Raw genomic sequence first — 26,333 nt, forward strand, 5'->3', positions numbered from 1 at the left:
GACGGGACCGCCGAGGGCGCCTCCGTGGGCACGGCGGACGGTTCGGCCGACGGGGCCACGGTCGGCTCGGCGGACCGCTCGGTCGGCGCGGGCGAGGGGGTGGCCGAGGAGTCGGCGAAGGCCGCGGTGGCCGGTACGCAGACCGCGCCGGCCGCGACGGCGGCGAGGAGGGCGGTACGCAGGGTGGTGCGCAGGGGCATGGGCAGGGCTCCGTTCCGGATGCGCCTCAGGGGCGGCCGCGGTGCGGATGCGCACCGCGGCGCGAGGCGTGCGGACAGGCTCGCGCCAACTTGTGAGGAAGCTGTCAGATCGTTGTGTTCATCGCATCAGGGTCGTCCGGAGTGCCGGAGGGCGTGATGTCGGCCGGGAAGCGGAGCGTGAACACCGAGCCCTCGCCCGGTGTGCTCACCGCCGTGGCCGTACCGCCGTGCGCCTCCGCCAGCTTCCGCACGATCGCCAGGCCCAGCCCGCTGCCACCCGTGCGCCGGGACCGGGACTTCTCGCCGCGCCAGAACCGGTCGAAGACGCGGGCCAGGTCGTCGGCCGGGATGCCGCCGCCCGTGTCGGCGACGTCCACGAGCACCGCGTCCCCGTCCTCGGAGCCGTACGCCCGCAGCGTGACCTCCCCGCCCGCCGGGGTGTGCCGCACCGCGTTCGACACCAGGTTGCCCACCGCCTGCCGCAGCCGGACCGGGTCGGCCGTCAGCGGCGGCAGCGGGCGGTCCGGCGGCCGGACGCCCAGCGCGACGCCCGCCGCGTCGGCCCGGGCCTGGTGCGCGGCGGCGACCTGCCCCAACAGCTCCGCCGCGTCCACCGGTTCGGGGTGCAGCCGCAGCGCACCCGCGTCGGCCTGCGCCAGGTCCTGGAGGTCGTCGATGATGTGCTGGAGCTGGACCGCCTCCGTGTGCAGGAAGGCGATGAACTCCGGGTCCGGGTCCGCCACCCCGTCCTGCGCCGCCTCCAGCCAGCCCCGGATGTTGCTGAGCGGGGTGCGCAGTTCATGGGCGACGTCGCTGACCATGGCCTTGCGCTGCGCCTCCAGGCGGGCGCGGTGGGCGGACATGTCGTTGAACGTGGCGGCGAGCCGCCCGATCTCGTTGTCCGCGGCGACCACCACCGGCGCGGTGTCCTCCCCGTCCCGCATCCGCTGGGCGGCCCCCGTCAGCGCCCGCAGCGGGCGTACGAGACGGGCACCGACGAGCACCGACGCGCCCACGGTCAGGGCCAGCACCAGGGCCGCAGCGCCCGCGATCCGCGCGGTGTTCGCCGGGGAGAGGTCGAAGCCGGGCACGGTCCCGCCACCCGGGTCGCCGATGAACAGCAGGGCGGGCGAGGCCACGTACGAACTCAGCTGCTCCCGGCGGGCGGTGCCCACGCAGGAGGCGACGGCCCGGTCGTTCTCGCCGGTGGCGGCCGCCTGCTCGTCGCCCGGGCCGGGCACCGCGCTGGGCACGGCGCTCGGCTGCTCGCGGGGTACGTCGGTCGGCACCGCGCTGGGCATGACCGTAGGCGGCATCGTGGCCACCGGGGCCGCGGGCACCGGCACCGCCTCCGCCGGCACGGGCTCGGCCGCCTGACCCCAGGAGAGGCCCAGCGTGAGGTGGACTCCGTCGCGGCCCTGGCGCTCCAGGCAGGCGTCGGCCAGCTGGTTGAGCGCCTTCAGCGCCTTCCGCTCCGTCGCCGTCGGGGTGTCCAGCGCGTCCACGGCGCACCGTGTGCCCCGGATGCGGTCGGGGTCGTTGCCGCCCACCACCTGGATCAGCGGGCGGCCGCTCGCACCGGCCACCACGTCGGCGGCGATCCCGTAGTCGCCCAGGCAGGCCACGCCCCGCTCGGCGGTCCTCCGCAGCCGGGACCGCTCCGCCGCGGGCAGCCGGAACGGCCCCACCGCGCGCGGGTCGACCCGGTCCGTGGTGGTGCCCGTCGCCCCGGCGCCCGCCGACAGCGCGGTGTCCACGGACAGCGGATCGACCACCGCCGACGCCTGCGCCGGGAGCGCCGCGGCGCCCGGGACCGCCGAGTCCGCCAGCGGGGCGCGGGCCTGCGTCGTCAGCGCGATCCGCCGCCCGGACTGCTCCGCCAGCTCGCGCACCGTGGCCCCGACGCCGTCCCAGGTCGGATGAGCCGCCGCGTAACCGAGCAGACGGTGGTAGATCCGGGCGTCGGCGGCCAGGTTCTGGCCCTGCTCCTGGCGGATCGCCCCCGAGGTCGTCTGCACGGCGAGCCAGGCGGTCGCCGCCACCGAACAGGCCGCGACCAGTGCGGAGACCGCCAGCAGCCGGGCGAACAGGCTCTTGCGCAGGGGCACGGTCCGCCGCGCACCGGCACCGGGGGAGCGGCGCACGCTACGAAGTCGCCGCACGGGCCGCCGCCTTCGCCGGGTCCGTCAGCTTGTAGCCGACACCGAAGACGGTGAGCAGCCGGACGGGCCGGCGCGGGGCCGGTTCGATCTTCTTGCGCAGGTTCATCACGTGCACATCGACGGTCCGGTCACTGATGTAGCGGTCGAAACCGTGCAGTTCGCCCAGCAACTGCTGCCGGGAGAACACCCGGTCCGGCTCGGCGGCGAGCGCCGACAGGATCCGGAACTCGCCCGGGGTGCACTCCACGGCCCGCCCCTCCACCGACACCACGTGCCGGACCGGATCGACGACCAGCGCCCCCACCCGCAGCACCCCGGCGTCCTCCGGCTCGCCGCCCGTGCCCCGCCGGCTGCGGCGCAGCAGCGTGCGTACCCGGGCCATCAGCTCGCGCGGGCTGTACGGCTTGGTCATGTAGTCGTCGGCGCCCAGATCGAGGCCGAGCAGCAGATCGTCCTCCGTGGTGCGCGCGGTCAGCATCAGCACCGGCAGCTCACGGTGCTCCGCGCGCAGCACGCGTACGACGTCCAGGCCGTCGGCCCGGGGCATCATCACGTCGAGGACCAGCAGATCGGGTTCCCGGTGCCGGACCGCGTCGAGAGCCGCGAGGCCGTCGGGCGCCACGGTCACCCGGTGGCCCTCCCGTTCGAGATAGCGGCGGAGGAGTTCGGCCTGATTCTCGTCGTCTTCGGCGACGATCACATGTGCGCACACGCGATCGATCGTAGACAGGGCCTACGCCTCCTCCGCGTCCCGGTGCGATTCCATCAGCTCGTCGTGCGCGGCGACGATGTCCCGGGCGAGGACGGTGACCATCTCCTCCCGGGTCGGCGTGGAGCCGGTGTGCGCGGAGTACAGCCGCAGATCGCGCTGCGCGGACGCCTTCGCGCACAGCTCGCGGGCGAACCGGGCGTTGCCCACCAGATCGGCCTTGCCGCCGTCCACGATCGCCGTGCAGAGCGAGTCCAGGACGTCGAGCGCGCCCGCGTCCGGTTCGTCGCCCTGCGACGCCAGCACCGACCGGGCGATCAGGACCAGTTCCCCGGCGGAGTACGAGGGGAAGTCGACGCGGGTGTTGAACCGGGAGACGAGGCCGGGGTTGGTGGCGAGCAGCTCCGACATCTCGTCCCGGTAGCCGGCGAGCACGACGACGAGCCGGTCCCGGTCGTCCTCGGCCCGCTTCAGCAGGACCTGCACCGCCTCCTTGCCGAAGGCGTCGCCGCCGTGGAGCCCGGTGAGGTTGAGCGAGTACGCCTCGTCGATGAACAGCACCCCGTTCAGGGCCGAGTCGATGACCTCGTTCGTCTTGAGCGCCGTCGACCCCAGGTGCTGTCCGACCAGGTCGGCGCGCTGGGCCTCCACCACATGTCCCGAACTCAGCAGCCCGAGCCCGGCGAAGACCTGGCCGATGATCCGGGCCACGGTCGTCTTACCGGTGCCGGGCGGTCCCGCGAAGACGAAGTGCCGGGGACGGGCCCCGCCGGGCAGGCCCTGCTCCTCGCGCAGCGCGGACATCCGCAACTGCGCGAGCAGCGTCAGCACCTGGCGCTTCACCGGCTGCAACCCGATCATGGCGTCGAGCGCACGCTGCGCCTCGGCGAGCACCCGGGCCCGGTCCTCGGCCGACAGCCCGCCGTCGCCCCCGCCGCCCTCGCCGCCGGAACCGGGGCCGGACGGACCCCCGCCCACCGTCGCCGCGACCGGGGACTCGGGTGCCGGGGCCGTCTTGCGCACCGGGCGGGCCCCGGCGCGCGACTCTACGTCGAGCAGGTCGGGCGCGCACCGGAACGCGTACTGGTACCGCTGCAGCGCCTCCTCCTCACGGCCCAGCGCCTCCAGCGACCGCCCCATGAAGTACTTCACCTCGGCGTCGAACCTGCTGCCCCGTTCCAGCTTGCCCGGCAGCGCGGACAGCACGTTCAGCGACTCGTGGCAGACCCCCTGGGCGAACAGCGAGCAGCCCACGTACAACTGCGCCTCGTCGCGCAGGAACGCGTCACCGATCCCGGGCGCGTACCTCAGGACGAGCGGCCAGTCCTCCTTCAGGAACGCGTACCGGGTGCAGATGAACCGGGTCTCGTCGCAGTCCAGCAGCGCCGTGGAGAGCCCCTTCCACGCCTCGTCCAGCCGCCGGTCGTCCAGGAACGCCGACATGGCCGCCAGCCACAGGTCGCGGGAGTTCTCCAGCCGGAAGGTGACGTAGTGACCGATCGGGAAGGTGGACCGGAACGGCGAGTGGTACTTCGAACGCAGCGCCCCGAACTGCGCCGAGGAGCGCAGCAGGCCGTCCAGCGCCGCCTTCTGGTCCGTGCCGGTCACATGCAGGCCCAGCCAGGCGTCGGCGGCGCCCGGATCGTGCCGGGTGGCGAGCGCGAACTGCGCGGCGGCCCCGGCGCCGTCCCCCTGCCGCATGAGGGCCATCCCCTGGTTCCACGCCTGCTCGGCCTTCCTGGCCGCCCCCCGGCTCACGGCACCCTGCACGTGACTCTCCCCTCGCCGGGCGCGCCGTCCGCGCCCGGCCCCCCGTGATCACATCCGCAACGGTCGTCAGGATAGCCAACACCGGTCGAGCGGCCCCCCGTACGCCGACCGCCTCGGATACGATTCCGGTCGCCGTCCCCGCTCCCCACCGTCACCGCCGGGAAGTCCGTCTGATGCCCGCCCTCCCCAGCAGCCGGACCCCGGACCGGCTCCGCGCGGGGGTACGCGCCGCGCTCACCACCCTCGGCACCGGTTTCCTGCGCCACCCCGCCAACACGGCGCTGCGCGCGCACGCGGAGGCCGCCGCCCTGCACCACGCCCTGCTGCGCCTCGTTTTCCGGCTCCTCTTCCTCTTCGTCACCGAGGACCGCGGCGTCCTGCTGTCCCCGGAGGCGACCGCCCGGGCCGGAGCGCGGTACGCGACGCGCTTCTCCACCGCCCGCCTGCGCGCCCACGCACGCGGCGCCGCGGAGCACGAGAATCCGTACGCGGCGCTGCGCACCGTCCTCGACGCCCTCGGCGCTCCGGGAGGGCACCCGGGCCTCGGCCTGCCCGGGCTCGGCGGCATCTTCACCGCCACGGAGGCCGACGCCCCGCTGCACGGACTCGCCCTGTACGACGAGGACCTGCTCACCGCGGTGCGCCAGTTGTCCGAGGCCCCGGACCCGGGTACGCGGCGCGCCCGCCCGGTCGACTTCGGCCGCCTGGAAGCGAAGGAACTGGGATCCGTCCACGAATCGCTCCTCCAGCTCGTGCCCCGGATCGACGCGGCCGACCGGTCCTTCGCGCTGCTCGGGGTGGCGGGCAACGCCCGTAAGACGACGGGCTCCTACTACACCCCGGCCGCCCTGGTGGAGTGCCTGCTCGACGCCACCCTCGACCCGGTCCTCGACGCCGCCGTCGCACGCGGCGAGGCATCGGGCGCCGCCGACCCGGGCGAGGCCGCCGCCCGGGAGCTGCTCGCGCTCACGGTCTGCGACCCGGCCTGCGGCTCCGGCCACTTCCTGGTCGCGGCGGCCCGACGCATCGCCCGGCGCGTCGAGACCGTGCGCGGACGCACGGCGGAGCCGTTCCGCGACGTGCTCCGCGAGGTCGTCGCCCACTGCGTGCACGGCGTGGACCTGGACCCCATGGCCGTCGAACTGGCCCGGATGGCCCTGTGGCTGGAGGCCCCGGAGCCCGGCCGGCCGCTCACCTTCCTCGACGCCCGCGTCAAGCACGGCAACGCCCTGATCGGCGCGGTGCCGGACCTGCTGCGGCGGGGTGTCCCCGACGCGGCGTTCACCCCGCTCGCGGGCGACGACCGCGCGCACACCGGGGCCCTGAGGAAGCGGAACAGGGCGGAGCGGAGGGCCTCGGGCGGCCGCGCCCCGGAACCGGGGCGCGACACCGCCGACGCCTGGTGCGCGGCGTTCCTGTGGCGCGGGACGGCGGACGCGCCGCCTGCGGTGACCGACGCGGTCCTCCGCGACCTGCGGGGCGCGCCCCGGTCGACCCACGAGGAGATCGCCCGGCTGCGGGACCGGTACCGGTTCTTCCACTGGCACCTGGAGTTCCCCGAGGTCTTCGGCGCGGACGGCACCGGCGGCTTCGACTGCGTCCTGGGCAATCCGCCCTGGGAGCGCATCAAGCTCCAGGAGCAGGAGTTCTTCGCCCAGCACGACGCGGAGATCGCCGCCGCGAAGACCGCAGCCGCCCGCAAACGCCTGATCGCCGCGCTGAAGGAGGACCCGGGCCGCACCGCCCTGCACACCGCGTTCGAGGCGGCCAAGCACACGGCCGAGGGGACGAGCCACTTCCTGCGCAACGGGGGACGGTACCCGCTCACCGGACGCGGTGACATCAACACGTACGCCGTGTTCGCCGAGGCGGGCCGTGCGCTGACCGGCCCGCGCGGCAGGATGGGCATGATCGTGCCGACGGGCATCGCCACGGACGCGACGACCCGCTTCTACTTCAAGGACCTGGTCGACAGGGGCACGCTCGCCGCCCTGTACGACTTCGAGAACGCCGCGCCCGTCTTTCCCGACGTCCACCGCTCGTTCAAGTTCAGCATCCTGTCCCTGACCGGCCGGGCCGTGCGCGAACCCGCCGCCAGGTTCGCCTTCTTCCTCCGCGACCCGGCGGAACTCGCCGACGAGGGGCGGGTGTTCGTCCTCACGCCCGAGGAGATCATGCTCCTCAACCCGAACACGGGGACCTGCCCGGTCTTCCGGACCCGTCGCGACGCCGAGATCACCCTCGGCATCTACGCGCGGCTCCCCGTCCTGATCGACGAGGGAGACCCGGAGGGCAACCCGTGGGGCGTCGCCTTCGGCACGATGTTCCACATGGCCAACGACTCGCACCGCTTCCGCACCCGCGAGGAATTGACGGCCACCGGCTGGCAGGCGGCCGGAAACCACTACGTCAACGGCGAGCGGACCATGCTCCCGCTGTACGAGGCCAAGATGGTCGGCGCCTACAACCACCGCGCGGCCGACGTGGTCAAGAGCGCCACCGCCGTCAAGCGCCAGAACCAGCCCGCCTACCTGACGGCCGACGCCTGGGCCTCCCCCTCCCGCCTGGCGCTTCCCGGCAACTGGGTCGATCGCGCCGAGACACCGCCCGGCACCCCGCCCGGCCGTCTCGCCTTCCTCCGTATCAGCAGCCCCACCAACCAGCGCACCATGATCTCCGCGATCCTGCCCCCGGCCGCGATCGGCGACTCCGTCTTCCTGCTGCACACCAGGGACCCACGCGACAGCGCCGCCCTGGTGGCCCACTTCAACTCCTTCGTCTACGACTACGTCACCCGCCAGAAGGCCGCGGGACTCAACCTCAACTTCTTCTACATCCGTCAACTCCCCGTTCTGCCACCGGAGACCGTCGGCCGCCACACGGACTTCCTCATCCCGCGCGTCCTGGAACTCACCTGCACCGCGCACGACATGGCCCCCTTCGCCGCGGCCCTGGGCGACACACACGGCCCGTTCCGCTGGGACGAGGACCGCCGTAGCCGGATCCGCGCGGAACTCGACGCGTTCTTCTTCCACCTGTACGGGATCAGCCGCGCCGACACCGCGTACATCCTGGACACCTTCCCCATCGTCCGGCGCAAGGACGAGGCTCGGTACGGCGGTTACCGCACCAGGGACCTCGTCCTCGCCGAGTACGACCGCATGGCCGACGCGGGCCTCGTGACGGGCGGCGCGTACACCTCACCGCTCAGCCCGCCACCGGGTGCCGGGCCCCGGCACCCGGTGGCGCACGTGACCTCCGCGAGCACCTCGTGACAGGCCCGGGGCCGCCGTCGCCGAGCGGCGGAAACCGCCTGCTCCGCCGTCCGTACCGGGCAGTCCGGACGGCTCCCGCACGCCCGCGTCGGGAGCGGCGTTTCCCCCCGGATGACCGAGGCATGGACCCGGTCCCGCTGGGTAGGTACGCCGACTGTTCCGCCCGGCGTCACTCCGTGCACACCGCAAGGGCCTTACGCGGGGGCCGGCGGGTCTGGAACACTCCAGTCGCTTTCCACCCCGTATCCCCCCACCGCGAAGGCATCCACCCATGGCAGACATCGACCGCCGCCGGCTCCTGAAGCTCGCCGGGGGCTCCGTGGCCCTCACCGCACTGTCGAGCAGCATCGCCCGCGCCGCGACCCTCCCCGCACGGGGGCGTACGGGCACCATCGAGGACGTCCGGCACATCGTCGTCCTGATGCAGGAGAACCGTTCCTTCGACCACTACTTCGGGACGATGAAGGGCGTACGCGGCTACGGGGACCCGCGTCCGGTCACCCTGCCCAGCGGCAAACCGGTGTGGCACCAGGCGGACGCGGCGGGCAAGGAGGTGCTGCCGTTCCGGCCACCGGCCGACAAGCTCGGAATGCAGTTCCTCCAGGACCTGAACCACGACTGGGCGGGCGGCCACCGGGCGTTCAACAAGGGGGCCTACGACCAGTGGGTGCCGGCCAAGACGGCGACCACCATGGCCCACCTCACCCGGGAGGACATCCCGTTCCACTACGCGCTCGCCGACGCGTTCACCGTCTGCGACGCGTACCACTGCTCGTTCATCGGCTCGACCGACCCGAACCGCTACTACCTGTGGAGCGGGTACACCGGCAACGACGGCGCCGGTGGCGGTCCCGAGCTGGGCAACGACGAGCGGGGGTACGGCTGGACGACCTACCCGGAGCGCCTGGAAGAGGCCGGGGTGTCGTGGAAGGTGTACCAGGACATCGGCGACGGCCTGGACGCCGCCGGGTCCTGGGGATGGATCGGGGACGCGTACCGGGGCACGTACGGCGACAACTCGCTGCTGTACTTCGACTCCTACCGCGACGCCCGGCCCGGCGACGCCCTGTACGACAAGGCCCGCACCGGCAGCGACCTGAAGAACGGGGGCGGCCTGCTGGACGACCTGAAGGCCGACATCAGGGCCGGCACGCTGCCCTCGGTGTCCTGGATCGTGGCGCCCGAGGCGTACAGCGAGCACCCCAACTGGCCCGCGAACTACGGTGCCTGGTACATCGCGCAGGTCCTGGACGCGCTGACCGCGGACCCGGAGGTCTGGGGCCGGACCGCCCTCTTCCTCACGTACGACGAGAACGACGGGTTCTTCGACCACGTGGTCCCGCCGTACGTCCCGTCCGGGCCCGCGCAGGGGCTGTCCACCGTGGAGACCGCCGCCGACTACTTCCCGGGCGACCTGCGGTACGCGGCGGGCCCCTACGGGCTCGGCCAGCGGGTGCCGATGACCGTGGTGTCGCCGTGGAGCACCGGCGGCTACGCCTGCTCGGAGGTCTTCGACCACACCTCCGTCATCCGGTTCATGGAGCGGCGCTTCGGGGTCCACGAGCCGAACATCTCGCCCTGGCGACGAGCCGTCTGCGGCGACCTGACCTCCGCCTTCGACTTCCGGCGCACGGACCCCTCCTCGCCCGCACTCCCGTCCACCGCCGCCTACGAGCCGCCGGACGGCGACCGGCACCCCGACTACCGGCCCGTCCCGCCCGCCACCGGTGCGGTGCCGAAGCAGGAACCCGGGTCGCGCCCGACCCGCCCGCTGCCCTACGCACCCCTGGTGGACGGCGCGGCGGACCCGGCCACCGGCACCTTCCGGCTCACCTTCGGCGGGGGGCCGGCGGCCGGCGCGCAGTTCCTCGTCACCTCCGGCAACCGCACGGACGGGCCCTGGACCTACACCACGCACGCGGGCGCCTCGGTCGCGGACTCCTGGAACACCGCGTACTCCCAGGGCGTCACCGACCTCACCGTCCACGGCCCGAACGGCTTCCTGCGCTCGTTCCGCAGCCCAGGCAGGGCCGCCGGGCCCGAGGTGACGGCCCGGCACGACGCGGCGACCGGCAACCTCGAACTCGCGCTCACCCACACCGGCACCGGCTCCGTCCGGCTGACCCTGCGCAGCGCCGCCGCCTACGGGGGAGAGGTGCGGACGGTCACCGTGCGGCCGGGGCAGACCGTCGCGCGGACGCTCGACCTGCGCCGCAGCAAGCGGTGGTACGACGTCACCGTCACGAGCGACGCGGACGCCGCCTTCCTGCGGCGCTTCGCCGGGCACGTCGAGACGGGCGCGCCCGGGGTGAGCGATCCGGGGCTGCGCACCGGGTGAGCCTCGACGGCGAGGTGCCCTGGGGCACCGTGACCGAGGAGGCCCTGCGCCGGGACACTCCGATTACCCTCGGCACGTCCTTCCCCGTATGCCCGGTAGCTGAGCCGGTGTGACGGGGCGACGGCCGGCGGGCATATCGTTGCGGTAGCCGACGCGCGGAGAGGTATCGAAGCGCTTCGACACTGGTCTGGACATGCTGTCACGGCAGGGCTAGGCTCGCGCTGTCTCTCCGCGTCACGGGCGGGGAGAGCGGAGTCGAAGCGCTTCGCCACATCTGATCGGTGAGGGAGAGCCGCATGGTCACCCTGGCCGAGGTCGCGCAGCACGCCGGAGTCTCCGCGAGCACGGTGAGCTACGTCCTCAGCGGGAAGCGCTCCATCTCCGTCGCCACTCGTGAGCGCGTCGAGCGCAGCATCCAGCAGCTCGGCTACCACCCCAACGCCGGGGCCCGGGCGCTCGCCAGCAGCCGGTCGAACATCATCGCGCTGATGGTGCCGCTGCGTACCGACATGTACGTGCCCGTGATGATGGAGATCGCCATCGCGGTCGCCACCACCGCCCGCACCCACGGCTACGACGTCCTGCTCCTCACCGGCGAGGAGGGGCCCGCGGCGGTGCGGCGGATCGCCGGCAGCTCGCTGGCCGACGCGATGATCCTGATGGACGTCGAACTGCACGACGAGCGGCTGCCCCTGCTGCGCGAGACCGACCGGGCCGCCGTGCTCATCGGCCTGCCCGCCGACACGGCCGGCCTGACCTGCGTGGACCTCGACTTCGAGGCGACCGGGGCCCTTTGCGTGGAACACCTGGCCGGCCTCGGGCACCGCGAGATCGCCGTCATCGGCGAGGCCGCCGCCGTCTACGAGCGCCACACCGGATTCGCCGAGCGGACCGTCGACGGGATACGCGCCAAGGCGCAGGAGACCGGCGTGCGCATCCTGCACCGGCCCTGCGAGGGCGGATACGCGGCGATGGCCCAGACCCTGTCCCGGATATTCGACGAGCGACCCGGCACCACCGGCTTCATCGTGCAGAACGAGGCGGCCGTGGAGCCCCTGCTCAACCTGCTGCGCCAGCAGGGCCGGGCCGTCCCCGAGGACGTGTCGGTGGTGGCGATCTGCCCCGAGCAGGTGGCCACCCAGGCATCGGTGCGGCTGACCTCCGTCGCCATACCGGCCCAGGAGATGGGCCGCCGCTCCGTCGAGCACGTCGTCGCCAAACTCACTGGCCGGGGCACCGACGAAGTCGAGCTGCTCGCACCGGAACTGACGCTGCGTGAGAGCACCGGGCCGGCCCCGGTGTGACACGTGAGCCGGCCCCCGCGCGGGGGCCGGCTCCTCAGTGGCGCGGGTCAGCCCGCGGAGACGCCGAATCCGTTGGTACGGAAGTCGAGGCCGCCGGCCGACGAGGTGATCTCGTAGCCGAACTGGACGTCACCGATGGTCTCGTTGCCCCACCAGCCCTTGGTGTCCTTGATCCACTTCAGGATGGGCAGGATGTTCACCGTTCCCGAGGTGGAGTCCGAGGTCCGCAGGAACGAGAAGACCTGATTGGATCCGTTGTCGCCCTTGTAGACGGTCCAGGTGTGTCCGCCCAGCGTCACATTGCCCTGGGAGGTGCCCAACGGGCCGACTGCCCCGTTGTAGTTGACCCAGAGCATGACCTCATAGTCGTAGTCGCTGTCCCAGATGTCGTACGAGGTGTTGTACGCGCCGGACGACGGGACGGTGACGTTGTACGTGCTGGTGAGCGACGACAGCGAGCCGATCGGCTTGTTCACCACCTTCTTGGCGTTCGGGTACGACTTGATGCCGCCGGTGTTCGGGTGGTCCGCCCAGACTCCCCAGTCCGACGAGGAGTTGGCCCAGATGGACTGGGCGCCCGCGCCGGAACCCCAGATGTTGTTGTAGAGGATGTAGTTGTCGGACGTGGTGTACGTGCCCCACTGGTCCGACGAGGACCAGACGGCCGCCTGGGCGGGGGCGGCGGCGAAGCCGACGAGGGCCGCCAGCGCCACCGCCGGGGTCAGAGCCAGCCTGCTGAGCGTGCGTTGTGCCATGGGTCGTCCTTCCATGGTGGGTGGGGGGAGGTGCTACCGCGGCCCGAGTTCCAGGACGCGGTCCACGCCGGCCGTCAGCTCCAGGGGGGCCGAGGGGGAGCCGGCGGGGGCTTCGGTGAGGGTGTGGCCGTCGCCCGTGCGGACGTCGACGCGGGCGTCGCGCGCCGGGCGGAGGACCGCCGTCGCGGTGCCGTCGGCCGACCAGCTCAGGTCCAGGACGGCGCCGAACCGCGTCCGCACACCGTGCAGTTCACCGGCAGGGCAGCCCGCGAGCGGCGCGGGCAGCAGGACCAGGCGGTGCGGGGCCGACTGCACCAGCGACTCGATGACGGCGGCGGGCAGGGCGTGCGCCGCGTCCGCGTTGTACACATCGCGGCCCGGGTAGTGCGCGCTCATCAGCGAGTCGTGGAAGAAGTCGCCCGCCAGCACCGAGCGGACCGCCTTCGAGGCCCGGGCCCCGTCCCGCAGCCGGGCCGCGATCAGCGCGTGGTGCAGATGGCCGTGGGCCGAGTCGTTCTCCGCGCCCCGCAGTTCGAGCGCCCGATGCGCGGCGGCGGCCAGCCCGGGGGAGTCGTACGGGTTGATCGCGTCCAGCGGCCACACCGGGTACAGGTGGCTGAGGTGGCGGTGGTCGTACGTCTCCGCCAGGCCCGGCCACGCCCACTCGGCGAGCGCGCCGTCCTCGTTGACCCGGTAGTCGGCGAGCCGGTCCGCCAGCGCCCGGCGGCGCTCGGCGGTCGCGCGGTCGGGGGAGCGGTCGGCGGACGCGGTGAGCGCGTGGCGGGCCGCCGCGAGGTCCATCGTCGCGTCGATCGTGCCCCAGCTCGCGTTGGCCGGACGGTTCTCCGGCGAGTACGAGGGCACGACGGCCACCCGCCCGTCGGGGCCGGTCCGGGTGAGGAAGTCCTCGTAGAACAGAGCGGTCTCGTGCAGCGCGGCCGTCAGCCGGGGGTCCTCGGACCCCGTCGTCTCCGCGTGCTCGACCAGCGGCTCCAGCAGCCAGTCCGCGCCGGCCGTCCACAGATGCAGCGGGTAGGCGCGCTGGTAGTGGCGGGTGTGCCCGGACTCGCCGTCCGTGTGAGACGGGGCCACGACGCCCCGCGCCCCGAAGATCGCCCGGGCGTTCTCCCGCCAGTCCGCGAGCTGCCCGTACACCAGCGCCGCATGGGCCTCGGACACCTCGGGCAGCGCCGCCACCGCGGCCGAGGCGATCTGGAGGTTCAGGTTGGCGTTCGTCGTGAACGCCCCCGACCAGGCGGTGTCCCAGTCACCCGTCCAGAGCCCGGTCAGCCGGGGCGGCAGGGCCCCGGACGCGGACAGCAGGTGGTAGCGGCCCGCCGCGCACAGCCGTTCCAGCAGCGCCGGGCTGTCCGGCCGCCGCACCAGCTCGGAGCCGGGCAGCGCCCGTTCGGCCGGGTCCGCGTCCAGGGTGAGCGCCGCCCGTGCGAAGGCCGGCCGGTGCAGCGCCACATGCCGGGCCAGCAGCGCGTCGTACCCGTCACCGGGCAGCGCGGCGCACTCCGCCGCCAGGTCCAGGTGGCCCGTGTGCCGGCGCACCCGGGTCAGCAGCAACAGGCTCCTCGACCCTTCGACCCGGACGCCCTCGCCCGCCACCGACACCCGCCCGCCCTCCGTGCGGAGCACCGTCGCACCGGTGTACGCGAGGTCGCTGTCGGGGTAGCCCGCGCGCAGCGTGAGCCGCGCCCCGTCCGGAGTGAGCACGGTGCTCCGGCCGACGGCCAGACGGGGCGGGGCACCCGGCAGGGTGTGGTCGAGCGCCACGTCCACGGCCAGCCCCGGCCCGGTGACGTACTGGACGATCACATCGTCGGCGCGCGAGACGAGGACCCGGCTGCGCCACGACTCGCAGACGGCGCTGATCTCACCCGTGGCGAAGTCGACGGACCTGCGGAACGCCGCGTCCGGGTCGGCGGCGTCGTTCCCGGGCACCGGCCGGACGCGGGTCTGGAAGGCCGGGTGGAAGGGCTGCACCCACACCAGCGGCCGGCCCGCGCCGAAGTGTTCCGCGGCCAGGGTCTCCCCGGCGAGCAGCGCGCTCTGGAGCCGGCCCAGCCGGTCCGCGAGCTCGGGCGGCCGGACGTGCTGACTGCCGTTGGGCCGGACCAGGGTGTGGTGGTTGACGATCACGCGGTCGTCGGCCGGGTCGCCGTACACCATGGCACCGTGCCGGCCGTTGCCACCGAGGAAGGCGTCCTCCCAGCGGGCGGCGGGGCGCGGCTCCCAGGTGGCGTCGATGTCCGTGCGCGCGCTCACGGCGCGGATCTCCGCAGCACCGCGACGCCGTAGCGTCCGAGCGCGATCCGGTCCGTCACCGCTCGCCCGGTGAGCAGGTCCACGTACGCGCCGGGCACGGCGACGGTGACCATCTCGCGGCGGTGGTGCAGCAGGAAGAGCAGCTCGCCCCGGCGCACCGCCTCCACCCCCTCGGGCAGCCCGGCGAGGACCGGTTCCACCCCGGCGTCCCGTACCACGTCGGCCAGGAGGGCCCGCAGCGCGGGGGGCTCGGGGAGCGTGGACACGTAGACCGCGCCGCCCCGGCGCAGCACGGCGGGCAGCCCGGCGAGCTCGCCGTCGCGGTAGGCGGCCAGCACCTCGGTGCCCTCGGCCGCCTCCAGCTCCTCGGACCAGAGGGTGCCCCGGAATCCGTCGCACTCCACGGCCTCGTCCGCGTCCAGCGGCCACCACTCGTGCAGGACGGCGATCCCGAACAGCTCGCGCAGGCGGGCGTCCATGCCGCCCGGCCGGACGCGGTCGTCCACGTCCGCGATGCCGCTGAAGAACCCGCACACCAGGTGCCCGCCGCCCCGCGCGTACGCCACGAGGTTGTCGACCGCCGTGTCGTCGAGCAGGTAGAGGTGCGGGACGAGGACCGCCTTGTAGCGGCTCAGGTCGGCGTCGGGACGGGCGAAGTCCGTGGGCGTGCCGTTCTCCCACAGGGCGCGGTGCCAGCGCCGGATCACCTCCGCGTAGTCGAGGAGCGCGGACGGGCCGCCTTCCTGGGCGCCCGCCCACCAGGCGTCCCAGTCGTGCAGGACGGCGACCTCGGCGGCCACGCCCGTACCGGACACGGCGGAGCCGATCGCGGCGAGCTCGCCGCCCAGCTGCCGGGTCTCACGGAAGGCGCGGCCCCGCTCCCCGGCGTGGCCGAGCATCCCGGAGTGGAACTTCTCGGAACCCTGCCGGGACTGCCGCCACTGGAAGTAGCAGACCGCGTCGGCACCGCGCGCCACCGACTGGAGCGACCAGAGCCGGTTCAGCCCCTCCGGCTTCGGGTGGTTGACGCCCCGCCAGTTCACCGCGCCGGCCGCCTGTTCCATCAGCATCCACGGGCCGGCGGCCTGGGAGCGCGTCATGTCGGCGAGCATGGCGTTGTACTGGCCGCCCCACGGGTCGCGCGGGTCCGGGTAGACGTCGACCGAGACGATGTCCTCCTCGGCCGACCAGGCCCAGGCGTCCTGCCCGGACCACAGCGGCATGAAGTTCGTCGTCACCGGGATGTGCGGGGTGTGCCGCGCGACGATGTCCCGCTCGGCGGTGAAGCACTCCATGAGCGCGTCGGACGTGAAGCGTTTGAAGTCCAGCACCTGGGTGGGGTTCCTCATGTACTGCGCCTTGCGCGGCGGCAGGATCTCCGTCCACGCGTCGTAGCGCTGGCTCCAGAAGGCCGTGCCCCACGCCTCGTTGAGCGCGTCGAGCGACTCGTACCGGTCGCGCAGCCAGCGGCGGAAGTGGCCCGCCGTCTCGTCGCACCAGCAGTGCGTGCAGTACTCGTTGTTGATGTGCCACACGGTGAGCGCCGGGTGCTCCGCGTACCGCGCGGCCAGGTCCTCGGTGAGCGCGGCGGCGTACCGGCGGTAGACCGGCGAGCTGGGGCAGAACTGCTGGCGCGAGCCGTACCAGACGATGGACCCGTCCTCCGCGCGCGGCAGGGTCTCCGGGTGGCGCGCCCCCATCCAGGGCGGCGGGGACGCGGTCGGCGTCGCGAGCACCACGCCGATGCCGTGCGCGTGCATCAGGTCCATCAGCCGGTCCAGCCAGTCGAACTCGCGGGCGCCGGGGCGGGGCTCGATCTTCGCCCAGGAGAAGACGCCGAGGGTGACGGAGTTGACCCCGGCCTCCTTCATCAGCCGGACGTCGTCCTCCCACACCTCCTCGGGCCACTGCTCGGGGTTGTAGTCGCCTCCGAAGAGGATGCGGCCACGGGCCGCGTCGCGCAGGGACGGCATGGCGTCGGTTCTCCTGGGGTGGGGGTCTGCGGGGGGAGGAGTGGCGGGTCAGCCCTTCACGGCGCCGGTGAGCATGCCCTTCTGGAAGTGCTTCTGGACGAACGGCGACAGCACCGCGACGGGGATCAGTGCGAGGATCATCACCGCCATCTGCACGGCGAGACTGTTGATCTGCCCGTTGCTCACGGCCGCGCCCATGGCTCCCGGCGGAACCTGGTGCTGGAGGACCAGCTGACGCAGGATCATCTGCAACGGGTACTTGTCGCTGTCCTGGATGTAGAGCATCGCGTTGAACCACTGGCTCCAGTAGCCGACCGCGTAGAACAGCGAGATCACGGCGATCACGGCCCGCGACAGCGGCATGATGATCTGGATCAGGATGCGCCACTCGCCTGCCCCGTCGATGCGGGCCGCGTCGATGAGTTCGGGCGCGGTGTCCATGAAGAAGCCGCGCAGCACCAGCACGTTGAACACGCTGATCGCGCTGGGCAGGATCATGGACCAGTAGCTGTTGCTCAGCCCGATGCCGGTGACCAGCAGATACGTGGGGATGAGCCCGGCGCCGAAGAACATGGTCGCCATCAGCGTCATGAGCAGCGGCCGGTGCGCGTACGAGTCGCGGCGGCTGAGCCCGTACGCGCAGAGGACCGAGACGATCATGCTGACGGCCGTACCGACGACGGTGAGGCCGACGCTGACGGCGGCGGCACGGGTCACCGCGCCCCCGCTCAGCAGCTCCTTGTACGCGACGAACGTGATGTGCTTCGGCCAGACGACCAGGCCGCCCGCGTCGTTGATGGTCCTGGTGTCGGAGAGGCTGGTCACCAGGACCACCCAGATCGGGATGATGATGACCGCGCAGATCGCGACGAGCCCGAAGCCCTTGAAGGCGAGGCCGGCCTTCGTCGGCTCCTCCTCCCACACGGGGCGCGGTTCGATGCGCAGAGCGCGCTGGAGGCGTGTCTCGGTGCGGGGCGCCGGCTCCGCCCGCTGGTCCAGGAGAGTCGTCATTTCTTGGAGTACACCCCCTGCTCGCCCAGCATGTGGGCGACCTTGTTGGCACCCAGCACCATGGCGACGCTGAACAGCCCCTTGAAGATGCCGGCGGCGGCGGCGTAGCCGAAGTCGCCGGTTTTGATGCCCGTCCACCAGATGTAGGTGTCCAGGATTTCCGAGGCTCCCGCGCCCACCTGGTCGCGCTGGAGCAGGATCTGCTCGAAGTCGAGGTTGAGCGCGCTGCCCACCCGCAGGACGAGCAGCAGGGCGATGACCGGGCGGAGCGCGGGCAGCGTGACGTGCCACATGCGGCGCCAGCGGCCGGCTCCGTCCACGGCCGCGGCCTCGTACAGATCGGTGTTGACGGCGGCGAGCGCGGCCAGGAAGACGATGACGCCCCAGCCGGCGTCCTTCCACACGGCCTGCGCGCTGACCAGGAACTTGAAGAACCCGGGGTCGGTCATCAGGTCGAAGCCCTCGTGACCGTGCTCCCGCAGCCACTGGGCGACCAGCCCGGCGCCGCCGAACATCTGCTGGAAGACGGTGACGACGAGCACCCAGGAGAAGAAGTGCGGCAGATAGACGACCGCTTGGACCCAGGCCCGGACCCGCGCGCTCATGATCGTGTTGAGCAGCAGCGCGATGGCGATCGGGATGGGGAAGAACAGGACCAGCTGGGTCACGAAGATGACCAGCGTGTTCACGAGGACTTCCCAGAAGCGGTAGTCCTCGAAGATCCGGGTGAAGTTGTCGAACCCGACGAACGGGCTGCCCGTGATGCCCAGGTCGTACACGTCGTAGTCCTGGAAGGCCACGATGTTCCCGAGCAGCGGGATGTAGTTGAAGACCAGCAGCAGCGCGATGGCCGGCATCGTCATCAGGATCAGCGTGCGGTCCCGCCGCAGCCGCTGCCGCCAGGTGATTCCGCCCTGTTCCTTCCGGGGCCGGGAGCCGCCCCCGGCCCGCGACCTGCCCGTGCTCCTCGTCCCCTCGCCGTCACCGTCCCCGGTGCCGCTCCCGGCGGCCGGGGCGCTCGCCCCGCCGGCGGTGCCGCCCGGGTCGGCCGCGACCGTGGCCCGTGCCTTCACCCTGTGCTCCCCATGTCGTGCTCCTGACCCCGGCCGCCGGACTGCGTGTGCCCGGCGGCCCCTTCGTTCTCGTACGTACGCGTCAGTTGCCGGAGCCGTTCTTGTCGAGGATGTCCTGGTACCAGTCGCGCAGCTTGTCGCCGCCGCTCTTCTTCCAGGTGTTCACCGCGTCCTCGACGTCGCTGACCTTCTTGCGTCCCCGGCGGATGTCCTTCTGGAGGTCGTCGAACGGGGTGTACAGGGAGGCGTAGCGCTGCGGTTCGACCACCTGCATGCCGAAGAAGAGGGGCTTCTTGATGTTCGGCGCCTGGCGCGCCATCCAGCCGGCGTAGTCCTTGGCCAGCTGCGGCTGGTCCGGGTAGGCGATGGAGGTGGGCGGGGAGGCCACGAACAGGAAGGTGGAGGGCTGCGCCTCCTCGACACCCTGCGGGGTGTACGTCGGGGACCCGTCCTTGATCGTGTAGTGGGTGCCCTTCACGCCGTAGTTGGTGAGCATGAACTCCTCGGTGCCGAACGGCGCGGCCGCGTAGTCGGCGATCGCGAGGAACTCCTCGATCTTCTCCTTGGGGAGACTCTTGCTGAGGAAGGTGAAGATGCCCGCCGGGTCGTCCTGCCACAGGGTCGGCTTGCCGCCGTCGGGGCTGAAGAAGTCCAGCGCCTGCATGTCGAACTTCGGGTTGGCGGTGGCCTGTTCGGTGACCATGCCCTTCCAGCCGCCCGTGCCGTCGTTGTACATGACGACGTGTCCGCTGGTGAAGCGGATCTTGGAGTCGGCGTCCTTGCCGGCCTCGGCGTCCGGGTGGACGTACCCGCCGTCGTGGAGCTTGCGGGCGAAGGCGAGCGCCTCCCGGTACGCCTGCGTCTCGATCTTGTGGACCAGCTTGCCGTCCTCCAGCTGCCAGTAGTGCGGCGCGTCCGGGAGCAGCCCGAACACCTTCTGGATGCAGACCCACAGATCGTCGAAGGCCCACACCTTCTTCTTGGGGGCGGTGTACTCCTTGCCGAAGGCCAGCAGGTCGTCCGTGCTCGCCGGAACGGCGCCGGAGCCGATCAGGTCCTTGCGGTAGAAGATCGCGTTCCCGATGATCGGGGTCGGCATGGGCAGGCCGCGCAGCTTGCCGCCGAAGACCGAGTACTGCCAGGCGCCGGTGGGGATGTTGGCCAGGTTGGGGTACTTCTTGACGGCGTCACCCGCGAGATACGGGGAGAGGTCGGCGAACTTCGCGGTGATGGCGTTGCGGATCTGCCCCTGCATGTTCCAGCCGGGGATCGTCATGACGTCCGGGACGTCCGAACCGGCGAGGACCGCGCCGATCTTGTCCTGGTACGTGTTGCCGTCCTGCGGGTCGAAGTCGAGCGTCGCGCCGACCGCCTTGTTCACGGCCGTGTAGTACGGGTTGTTCTTCTTCGGGACCGTGCCCCAGAGCGGGGTCATGACCCGGAACTTCGAGCCCTTGCCCGGCACCGACTTGACCGAGACCACCAGCGGGTCGGGGAGCTTGGTGAAGCCGGGGCTCGAACCGTTGACGCCGGGGACATCGGGCTGGACCAGGTTCAGCGGCACGTAGCTCGGCACGACCTTCTTGAGGGCCTTGCCCGTGGTCGTGCCCTCCTTGCTCCCGGCACCGGAGCCGGAACCGCCGCACGCGGCGAGCAGCGGCACCCCGCCGGCCACGGCCACGGCCGCCACCGCACCCGTGGCGAGGAAGCTTCTCCGGCTCGGGGACGAGGCGGAGGGGGAGGAATTCGGCGTCATTGCGTCAACCCTTCGAGGCGCACCAGGACGACACGCGGCGGGGCGACCGCCGTTCGGTTCCTGTGTCTGAGGTGGAGCGTTACTGGCTGAGCCGGTGTCACCGGCCCCAGGTGAAGCGGTTCAACTGGGCGGCGGCTGAACGTGTCGCCGTCCCGGGAAATCCAGGGCGCCGGGCGCCCCATCGAAGCGATGTCGAAGCGCTTCGATGTTGCAGCGAGGTTAAGTGAAGGGTCTGTGTCGCACAAGACTTCGTTGCCGGAATCCTCCGATGCGTTTCCGAACCGTTTCCCGAGGCGGGGAGGGAGAACCGGAAGCGCGGGTCCGTCACCGACCCTTGACATGCGCGGGGTTGGCCGTCGAGCATCGAAGCGCTTCGAAAGATCGTCCGAGGCTGCTCAGTGGCCCGCACGACGCGCCGGCACCGCCATACCTCCCACCTTTGACGAAGGACCCGCACGTGACGGAACAACCGCAGCCCTTCCGCGATCCGCGACTGCCCTTCGCGGAGCGCGTCGACGACCTGCTCCGGCGGCTGACCCCCGACGAGCGCGTCGCGATGCTGCACCAGTTCGCCCCGGCGGTCGACCGGCTCGGGCTCGCCGCCTTCCGCACCGGCCAGGAGGCCCTGCACGGCGTCGCCTGGATGGGGCGGGCCACGGTCTTCCCCCAGGCAGTCGGCCTCGGCGCCACCTGGAACGACGACCTGGTCCGCCGCATCGGCGCGGCCGTCGGCGACGAGGTCCGCACCAAGCGCGCCCACGACGACCGGGTCGGGCTCAATGTCTGGGCCCCCACCGTCAACCTCCTGCGCCACCCGCTGTGGGGGCGCGGCGAGGAGGGGTACAGCGAGGACGCCGGGCTCACCTCCGCCATCGCGGTCGCGTACACCCGGGGCCTGCGCGGCGACCACCCGCACTACTGGCGGACCGCTCCCGTCCTCAAGCACTGGCTCGCCCACAACAACGAGACCGACCGCGACACCTCGTCCTCCTCGGTCCGCCCGAGGGTGCTGCGCGAGTACGACCTCAGAGCCTTCCGGGACGCCGTCCGGGCGGGGGCGGTGGCCGGGGTGATGCCCGCGTACAACCTGGTCAACGGCCGCCCCAACCACGTGTCGCCGCTGCTCTCCCAGCACCTGCGCACCTGGACCGGACAGCCCCTCGCCGTCTGCTCCGACGCCGGAGCACCGAGCAACCTGGTCGACTCCGAGCACTACTTCGACACCCACGAGGAGGCGACCGCCGCCGCCCTGCGCGCGGGCGTCGACAGCTTCACCGACCACGGCCAGGACCCCTCCGTCATGACCGGCCGCATCCAGGGCGCCCTGAAGCGCGGCCTCATCGACGAGCACGACATCGACACCGCCGTCCGCCGCCTGCTCCACATGCGCTTCGCCCTCGGCGAGTTCGACCCCGACGTCGACCCGTACGCCGACACCGACGCCCTGGACACCGAGGAGCACCGGGCGCTCGCCCTGGAGGCCGCCGAGCAGGCCGTCGTGCTCCTCAAGAACGACGGGCTGCTGCCGCTCGAACCGGAGGCCGGACGGACCGTCGCCGTCGTCGGGCTCCTCGCGGACGCCTGCAAGCTCGACTGGTACAGCGGCACCCTGATCCACCGCTCGACCCCGCTCGACGGACTCCGCGACCGCTTCGGCGCCGACCGCGTGATCCACGCCGAGGGCGCCGACCTGGTCCGGGTCAAGTGCGCGGACGGCTGGCTGCACATCCCCGAGGCGGACCCGGCCGGGGACGCGGCGCGCGGCGCGGAGGGCGCCCTCGACCCGGCCCTGCTCGCCGGACGCACCGACCTCCCGCCGCTGACCTGCACGGACACCCCGTCCGAGCTGGCGCTCGTGGACTGGGGCGGCGGTGTGATCACCCTGCGGGAGCCTGGCGGCCGCTACCTCTCGGTCGCCGAGGACGGGTATGTACGCGCCTCCGCGGACGAGCCGGGCGGCTGGGTCGTCCAGGAGACCTTCCGGTGGGAGGCGGTGGAAGGTCATGCCGGCGGTCACCGCCTTCTGCACATCGGAACGGGTGGGTATGTCTCAGTCGCCGCCGACGGCGTAAAGGTTGCCGCCCCGGACGGGGAGAATCCCGTCGCCCCGGGCACCGTCTTCGAGACCGAGGTGGCCGAGCGCGGTGAGGACGCCGTCGCCCGCGCGGCAGCCGCCGCCGACACCGTGATCGTGGTCGTCGGCAACGACCCGCACATCAACGGCCGCGAGACCGAGGACCGCGCCACCCTCGACCTGCCCGCCCAGCAGGAGCGCCTCTGGCGCGCCGCGCACGCCGCCAACCCGCGTACGGTCCTGGCGGTCACCTCCGCCTACCCGTACGCCCTGACGGACGCCGCCGCCACGCTGCCCGCGCTGCTGTGGACCGCGCACGGCGGCCAGGCGGCGGGCACCGCGCTCGCCCGCGTGCTCGCCGGCGACGTCTCCCCGGCCGGCCGGCTCCCGCAGACCTGGTACGCCTCCGACGCGGAGCTGCCCGGCCTCCTGGACTACGACATCATCGGCTCCCGGCAGACCTACCTTTACTACGAGGGCGCCCCGCTCTACCCCTTCGGCCACGGGCTCACCTACAGCGACTTCACGTACCGCGACCTGACCGCCGTCCGCGAGGGCGACCTGCTGCACGTCTCGCTGAACGTCACCAACACCGGCACCGTCGCCTCCGACGAGGTCGCCCAGCTGTACGTACGGGCGGTGGCCCCGTCCGTACCCCGGCCGCTGCGCCAACTCGCCGGGCACCGCAGGCTGCACCTGGCTCCCGGGGCGGCGGAGCGCGTCGCGTTCACCGTGCCGGTGGAGGAGCTGGGCCACTGGGACGTGGCGCACGGCCGCTGGACCGTCGAGCCCGGCGCCTACGAGATCCAGGCGGGCGCCTCCAGCACGGACATCCGGTGCCTCACGGTCGTCACCGTCGACGGCGAACCGGCCGCGCCGCGCCCGGTCCTGGACCGCGGTCTGGAGGCGGCCGACTACGACGAGCAGCTGGGCACCGCGATCGTGGACCGGGCCAAGACGGACGGCGACGCGGTCACCGCCACCATGGAGCCCAACGAACTCCTGTACCGCCGGTGCGACTTCGGCGCCGGCACGAGCGGGGTCGAGGTGCTCGCCTCGGGGGAGGGGGCCGTCCTGATCACCGTCGACGGCACCACCGTCACCGTCCCGGTGCCCGCCACGGACGGACCGTACGACCACCGCACCCTCCACGCCGGCCTGACCGCCTCCGGCGTCGGCGACCTGCGCGTCGCCCTGCGCGGCACCGTCCGGCTGGCCCGGCTCCGCTTCACCGGGGCCGGCGCGTGACGCGCCGCGGCCTCCCCGTCCCCCGTCCCGTTGCCCCCGGCAAGGAGTCCGCATGAAGTTCACCGACGGCTTCTGGCTCATGCGTGAGGGCGTACGCGCCTCCTACGCGACCGAGATCCGCGATCTGCGCGTCAGCGCCGACCGTTTCACCGCCTACGCGGCGGTGAAACCGGTGGCCGCGCGCGGCGACACCCTCAACACCCCGCTCATCACCGTCGACTGCTTCTCCCCGGCCGAGGGGATCATCGGCGTCCGCGTCACGCACCACGCCGGGAAGGCACGCCGGGGCCCGGACTTCGCCTTCCCCGGGCTCGACCCGGCGGGCTCCGGCGCCCGCACCCGGAGGGACGGAGGCGTCACCGAACTCACCAGCGGCCCGTTGACCCTGCGCATGGACACCGACGGGCCCTTCGGTCTCACCTTCGCCGACGCCGCAGGGCGCCGCCTGACCGGTGCCGACGCCAAGGGCACCGCCTTCGCCACCACCCCCGACGGCGCCCACCACATGATCGCCCAGCTCGCCCTGGACGTCGGCGAGAACGTCTACGGGCTCGGCGAGCGCTTCACCCCGTACGTGAAGAACGGCCAGAGCGTCGACATCTGGCAGGCGGACGGCGGCACCAGCAGCGAACTGGCCTACAAGAACATCCCGTTCTACCTCTCCTCGCGTGGCTACGGCGTCTTCGTCAACCACCCCGGCAAGGTCTCCTTCGAGGTCGGCTCCGAGTCGGTGGGGCAGGTCCAGTTCAGCGTCGAGGACCAGACGCTGGAGTACTACGTCGTCGCCGGTCCGACGCCGAAGGAGGTGCTGGCCCGCTACACCGCGCTCACCGGCCGCCCGGCCCTGCCCCCGGCCTGGTCGTTCGGCCTGTGGCTGACGACGTCCTTCTGCACCGCGTACGACGAGGAGACCGTCACCTCGTTCGTGGACGGCATGGCGGAACGCGGCATCCCGCTCTCCGTCTTCCACTTCGACTGCTTCTGGATGCGCGAGTACCAGTGGTCGGACTTCCTCTGGGACCCGGACGTCTTCCCCGACCCGGAGGGCATGCTCGCCCGGCTCAAGGAGCGCGGGCTGCGGATCAGCATGTGGATCAACCCGTACATCGCGCAGAAGTCGGCGCTGTTCGCGGAGGGCGCCGAACTCGGCCACCTGGTCCGGCGCCCCAACGGTGACGTCTGGCAGTGGGACCTGTGGCAGCCCGGCATGGCCCTGGTCGACTTCACCAGCCCCGCCGCGCGCGAGTGGTTCACCGGTAAGCTGCGGCTGCTGCTCGACCAGGGCGTCGACTGCTTCAAGACGGACTTCGGCGAGCGCGTCCCGACCGATGTCGTCTGGCACGACGGCTCGGACCCCGAGCGGATGCACAACTACTACGCGCAGGTCTACAACCAGACGGTCTTCGAGCTCCTGGAGAAGGAGCGCGGCCACGGCGAGGCGGTCCTCTTCGCCCGCTCCGCCACGGCCGGCGGCCAGCAGTTCCCCGTGCACTGGGGCGGCGACTGCTTCGCCTCGTTCACGGCGATGGCCGAGTCCCTGCGCGGCGGCCTGTCCCTCTCGCTCTCCGGCTTCGGCTTCTGGAGCCACGACATCGGCGGCTTCGAGGGCACCCCGGACCCGGCGGTCTTCAAGCGCTGGCTCGCCTTCGGTCTGCTCTCCTCGCACAGCCGGCTGCACGGCAACGTCTCCTACCGGGTGCCGTGGGAGTTCGGCGAGGAAGCGGTGGACGTCGCCCGGAAGTTCACCCTGCTCAAGCACCGGCTCATGCCGTACCTGTACGGTGCCGCCGCCACCGCCCACCGCACGGGCGTCCCGGTGATGCGGCCCATGCTCCTGGAATTCCCGGACGACCCGACCACCCGCATGCTCGACCGGCAGTACATGCTCGGCCCCGACCTGCTGGTCGCCCCGGTCTTCACGGAGGACGGGCAGGTGGAGTACTACGTCCCCGAGGGCACCTGGACCCATCTGCTCACCGGTGAGACGGTCACCGGTCCCGTCTGGCGCCACGAGACCCACGGCTTCGACAGCCTCCCGGTCCTCGTCCGGCCCGGCGCGGTCCTGCCCTGGGGCGGCGACGACCAGCGCCCGGACGGCGACTGGCTGGACGGACTCACGCTGCGCGTCTTCGGGGGCGGCGCGGAGGGGGCCGGTACGACGGTGACGGTGCCGGACCACGCGGGCGCCACCGCCGCCACCTTCCGGGTGGCACGCGACGGGGACACCCTCACGGTGACCTCCGAGCGCATCGACCGCCCGTACCGCGTGGTGGCCGAGGCGACGGGAGCGGCGGCGGAGGGCACGGGCACCGTCTCGGTCCCGGCCGGCTGACACCCGCACACCGGCGGGGCGGCGGGGAGGGGGTCCCCGCCGCCCCGCGTCCCGTTTTCCTTGTGGCTCTCCCCATTTG

14 protein-coding genes and 1 pseudogene are annotated in these 26,333 nt (G+C 72.5%); 5 read left to right on the forward strand and 10 right to left on the reverse strand.

What is annotated here, in order from left to right:
• The 4 genes and pseudogenes from G3I41_RS00840 to G3I41_RS00855 form a co-directional block, all read right to left on the reverse strand.
• Window positions 1–200: pseudogene (locus G3I41_RS00840) on the reverse strand (sortase-dependent protein); the annotation flags it as partial.
• 104 nt (window positions 201–304) lie between these two features.
• Window positions 305–2,362, reverse strand: coding sequence for a HAMP domain-containing sensor histidine kinase (locus G3I41_RS00845; protein ID WP_343242023.1), 2,058 nt, complete (start codon window positions 2,360–2,362; stop codon window positions 305–307).
• Window positions 2,346–3,074, reverse strand: a complete 729-nt coding sequence (locus G3I41_RS00850; protein ID WP_343242024.1) for a response regulator transcription factor — start codon at window positions 3,072–3,074, stop codon at window positions 2,346–2,348. The genes G3I41_RS00845 and G3I41_RS00850 overlap by 17 nt, the downstream gene beginning before the upstream one ends.
• Before the next feature lie 21 nt (window positions 3,075–3,095).
• The gene (locus G3I41_RS00855) at window positions 3,096–4,841 is read right to left on the reverse strand and encodes an AAA family ATPase (protein WP_343242025.1); all 1,746 of its coding nucleotides are present in this window, start codon (window positions 4,839–4,841) and stop codon (window positions 3,096–3,098) included.
• Between the two features lie 173 nt (window positions 4,842–5,014).
• On the opposite strand from G3I41_RS00855, the gene G3I41_RS00860 reads away from it, so the two are divergent.
• The 3 genes from G3I41_RS00860 to G3I41_RS00870 all read left to right on the forward strand — a co-directional run bounded on the left by G3I41_RS00860 (window position 5,015) and on the right by G3I41_RS00870 (window position 11,758).
• Window positions 5,015–8,116, forward strand: a complete 3,102-nt coding sequence (locus G3I41_RS00860; RefSeq protein ID WP_164398359.1) for a DNA methyltransferase — start codon at window positions 5,015–5,017, stop codon at window positions 8,114–8,116.
• Between the two features lie 271 nt (window positions 8,117–8,387).
• A complete protein-coding gene (locus tag G3I41_RS00865) occupies window positions 8,388–10,454 on the forward strand; it encodes a phospholipase C, phosphocholine-specific (RefSeq protein WP_164398360.1) in 2,067 nt (688 codons plus the stop codon).
• A 281-nt stretch (window positions 10,455–10,735) separates the two neighbouring features.
• Window positions 10,736–11,758: a LacI family DNA-binding transcriptional regulator gene (locus G3I41_RS00870; RefSeq protein ID WP_343242026.1), complete on the forward strand. Its 1,023-nt coding sequence runs from the start codon at window positions 10,736–10,738 to the stop codon at window positions 11,756–11,758.
• Between the two features lie 47 nt (window positions 11,759–11,805).
• Here G3I41_RS00870 and G3I41_RS00875 read toward each other — a convergent pair whose 3' ends face one another.
• From G3I41_RS00875 to G3I41_RS00900, 6 genes are all read right to left on the reverse strand, one after another.
• Window positions 11,806–12,513: a hypothetical protein gene (locus G3I41_RS00875; RefSeq protein WP_164398362.1), complete on the reverse strand. Its 708-nt coding sequence runs from the start codon at window positions 12,511–12,513 to the stop codon at window positions 11,806–11,808.
• 33 nt (window positions 12,514–12,546) lie between these two features.
• Window positions 12,547–14,787 (reverse strand): glycoside hydrolase N-terminal domain-containing protein, encoded by a 2,241-nt coding sequence (locus G3I41_RS00880; RefSeq protein WP_164398363.1) that lies wholly within the window; start codon window positions 14,785–14,787, stop codon window positions 12,547–12,549.
• Entirely contained in the window at window positions 14,784–16,760 is a 1,977-nt protein-coding gene (locus G3I41_RS00885) for a beta-galactosidase (protein WP_164398364.1), read from the reverse strand. Before G3I41_RS00885 ends, G3I41_RS00880 begins: the two co-directional genes overlap by 4 nt.
• Window positions 16,761–16,808: 48 nt before the next feature.
• The gene (locus tag G3I41_RS00890) at window positions 16,809–17,771 is read right to left on the reverse strand and encodes a carbohydrate ABC transporter permease (RefSeq protein ID WP_164398365.1); all 963 of its coding nucleotides are present in this window, start codon (window positions 17,769–17,771) and stop codon (window positions 16,809–16,811) included.
• On the reverse strand, window positions 17,768–18,844 hold the full coding sequence (locus tag G3I41_RS00895) for an ABC transporter permease subunit (protein WP_164398366.1): 1,077 nt from the start codon (window positions 18,842–18,844) through the stop codon (window positions 17,768–17,770). Before G3I41_RS00895 ends, G3I41_RS00890 begins: the two co-directional genes overlap by 4 nt.
• A gap of 82 nt (window positions 18,845–18,926) precedes the next feature.
• Window positions 18,927–20,534 (reverse strand): extracellular solute-binding protein, encoded by a 1,608-nt coding sequence (locus G3I41_RS00900; protein WP_164398383.1) that lies wholly within the window; start codon window positions 20,532–20,534, stop codon window positions 18,927–18,929.
• A gap of 523 nt (window positions 20,535–21,057) precedes the next feature.
• Here G3I41_RS00900 and G3I41_RS00905 point away from each other — a divergent pair.
• The gene (locus tag G3I41_RS00905) at window positions 21,058–23,922 is read left to right on the forward strand and encodes a glycoside hydrolase family 3 C-terminal domain-containing protein (protein ID WP_164398367.1); all 2,865 of its coding nucleotides are present in this window, start codon (window positions 21,058–21,060) and stop codon (window positions 23,920–23,922) included.
• A gap of 52 nt (window positions 23,923–23,974) precedes the next feature.
• Window positions 23,975–26,254, forward strand: coding sequence for an alpha-xylosidase (gene yicI, locus G3I41_RS00910; RefSeq protein ID WP_164398368.1), 2,280 nt, complete (start codon window positions 23,975–23,977; stop codon window positions 26,252–26,254).
• Window positions 26,255–26,333: the final 79 nt, after the last annotated feature.

The sequence above is a fragment of the Streptomyces sp. SID9727 genome, from assembly GCF_010550605.1.
Taxonomy (GTDB): domain Bacteria; phylum Actinomycetota; class Actinomycetes; order Streptomycetales; family Streptomycetaceae; genus Streptomyces.

What these genes read in the sequence shown, in the direction of transcription:
- G3I41_RS00860 (WP_164398359.1), top strand. Translation starts at nt 5,015, where the DNA reads ATGCCCGCCCTCCCCAGCAGCCGGACCCCGGACCGGCTCCGCGCGGGG.
- G3I41_RS00865 (WP_164398360.1), top strand. Translation starts at nt 8,388, where the DNA reads ATGGCAGACATCGACCGCCGCCGGCTCCTGAAGCTCGCCGGGGGCTCC.
- G3I41_RS00875 (WP_164398362.1), bottom strand. Translation starts at nt 12,513, where the DNA reads ATGGCACAACGCACGCTCAGCAGGCTGGCTCTGACCCCGGCGGTGGCG.
- G3I41_RS00885 (WP_164398364.1), bottom strand. Translation starts at nt 16,760, where the DNA reads ATGCCGTCCCTGCGCGACGCGGCCCGTGGCCGCATCCTCTTCGGAGGC.
- G3I41_RS00890 (WP_164398365.1), bottom strand. Translation starts at nt 17,771, where the DNA reads ATGACGACTCTCCTGGACCAGCGGGCGGAGCCGGCGCCCCGCACCGAG.
- yicI (WP_164398368.1), top strand. Translation starts at nt 23,975, where the DNA reads ATGAAGTTCACCGACGGCTTCTGGCTCATGCGTGAGGGCGTACGCGCC.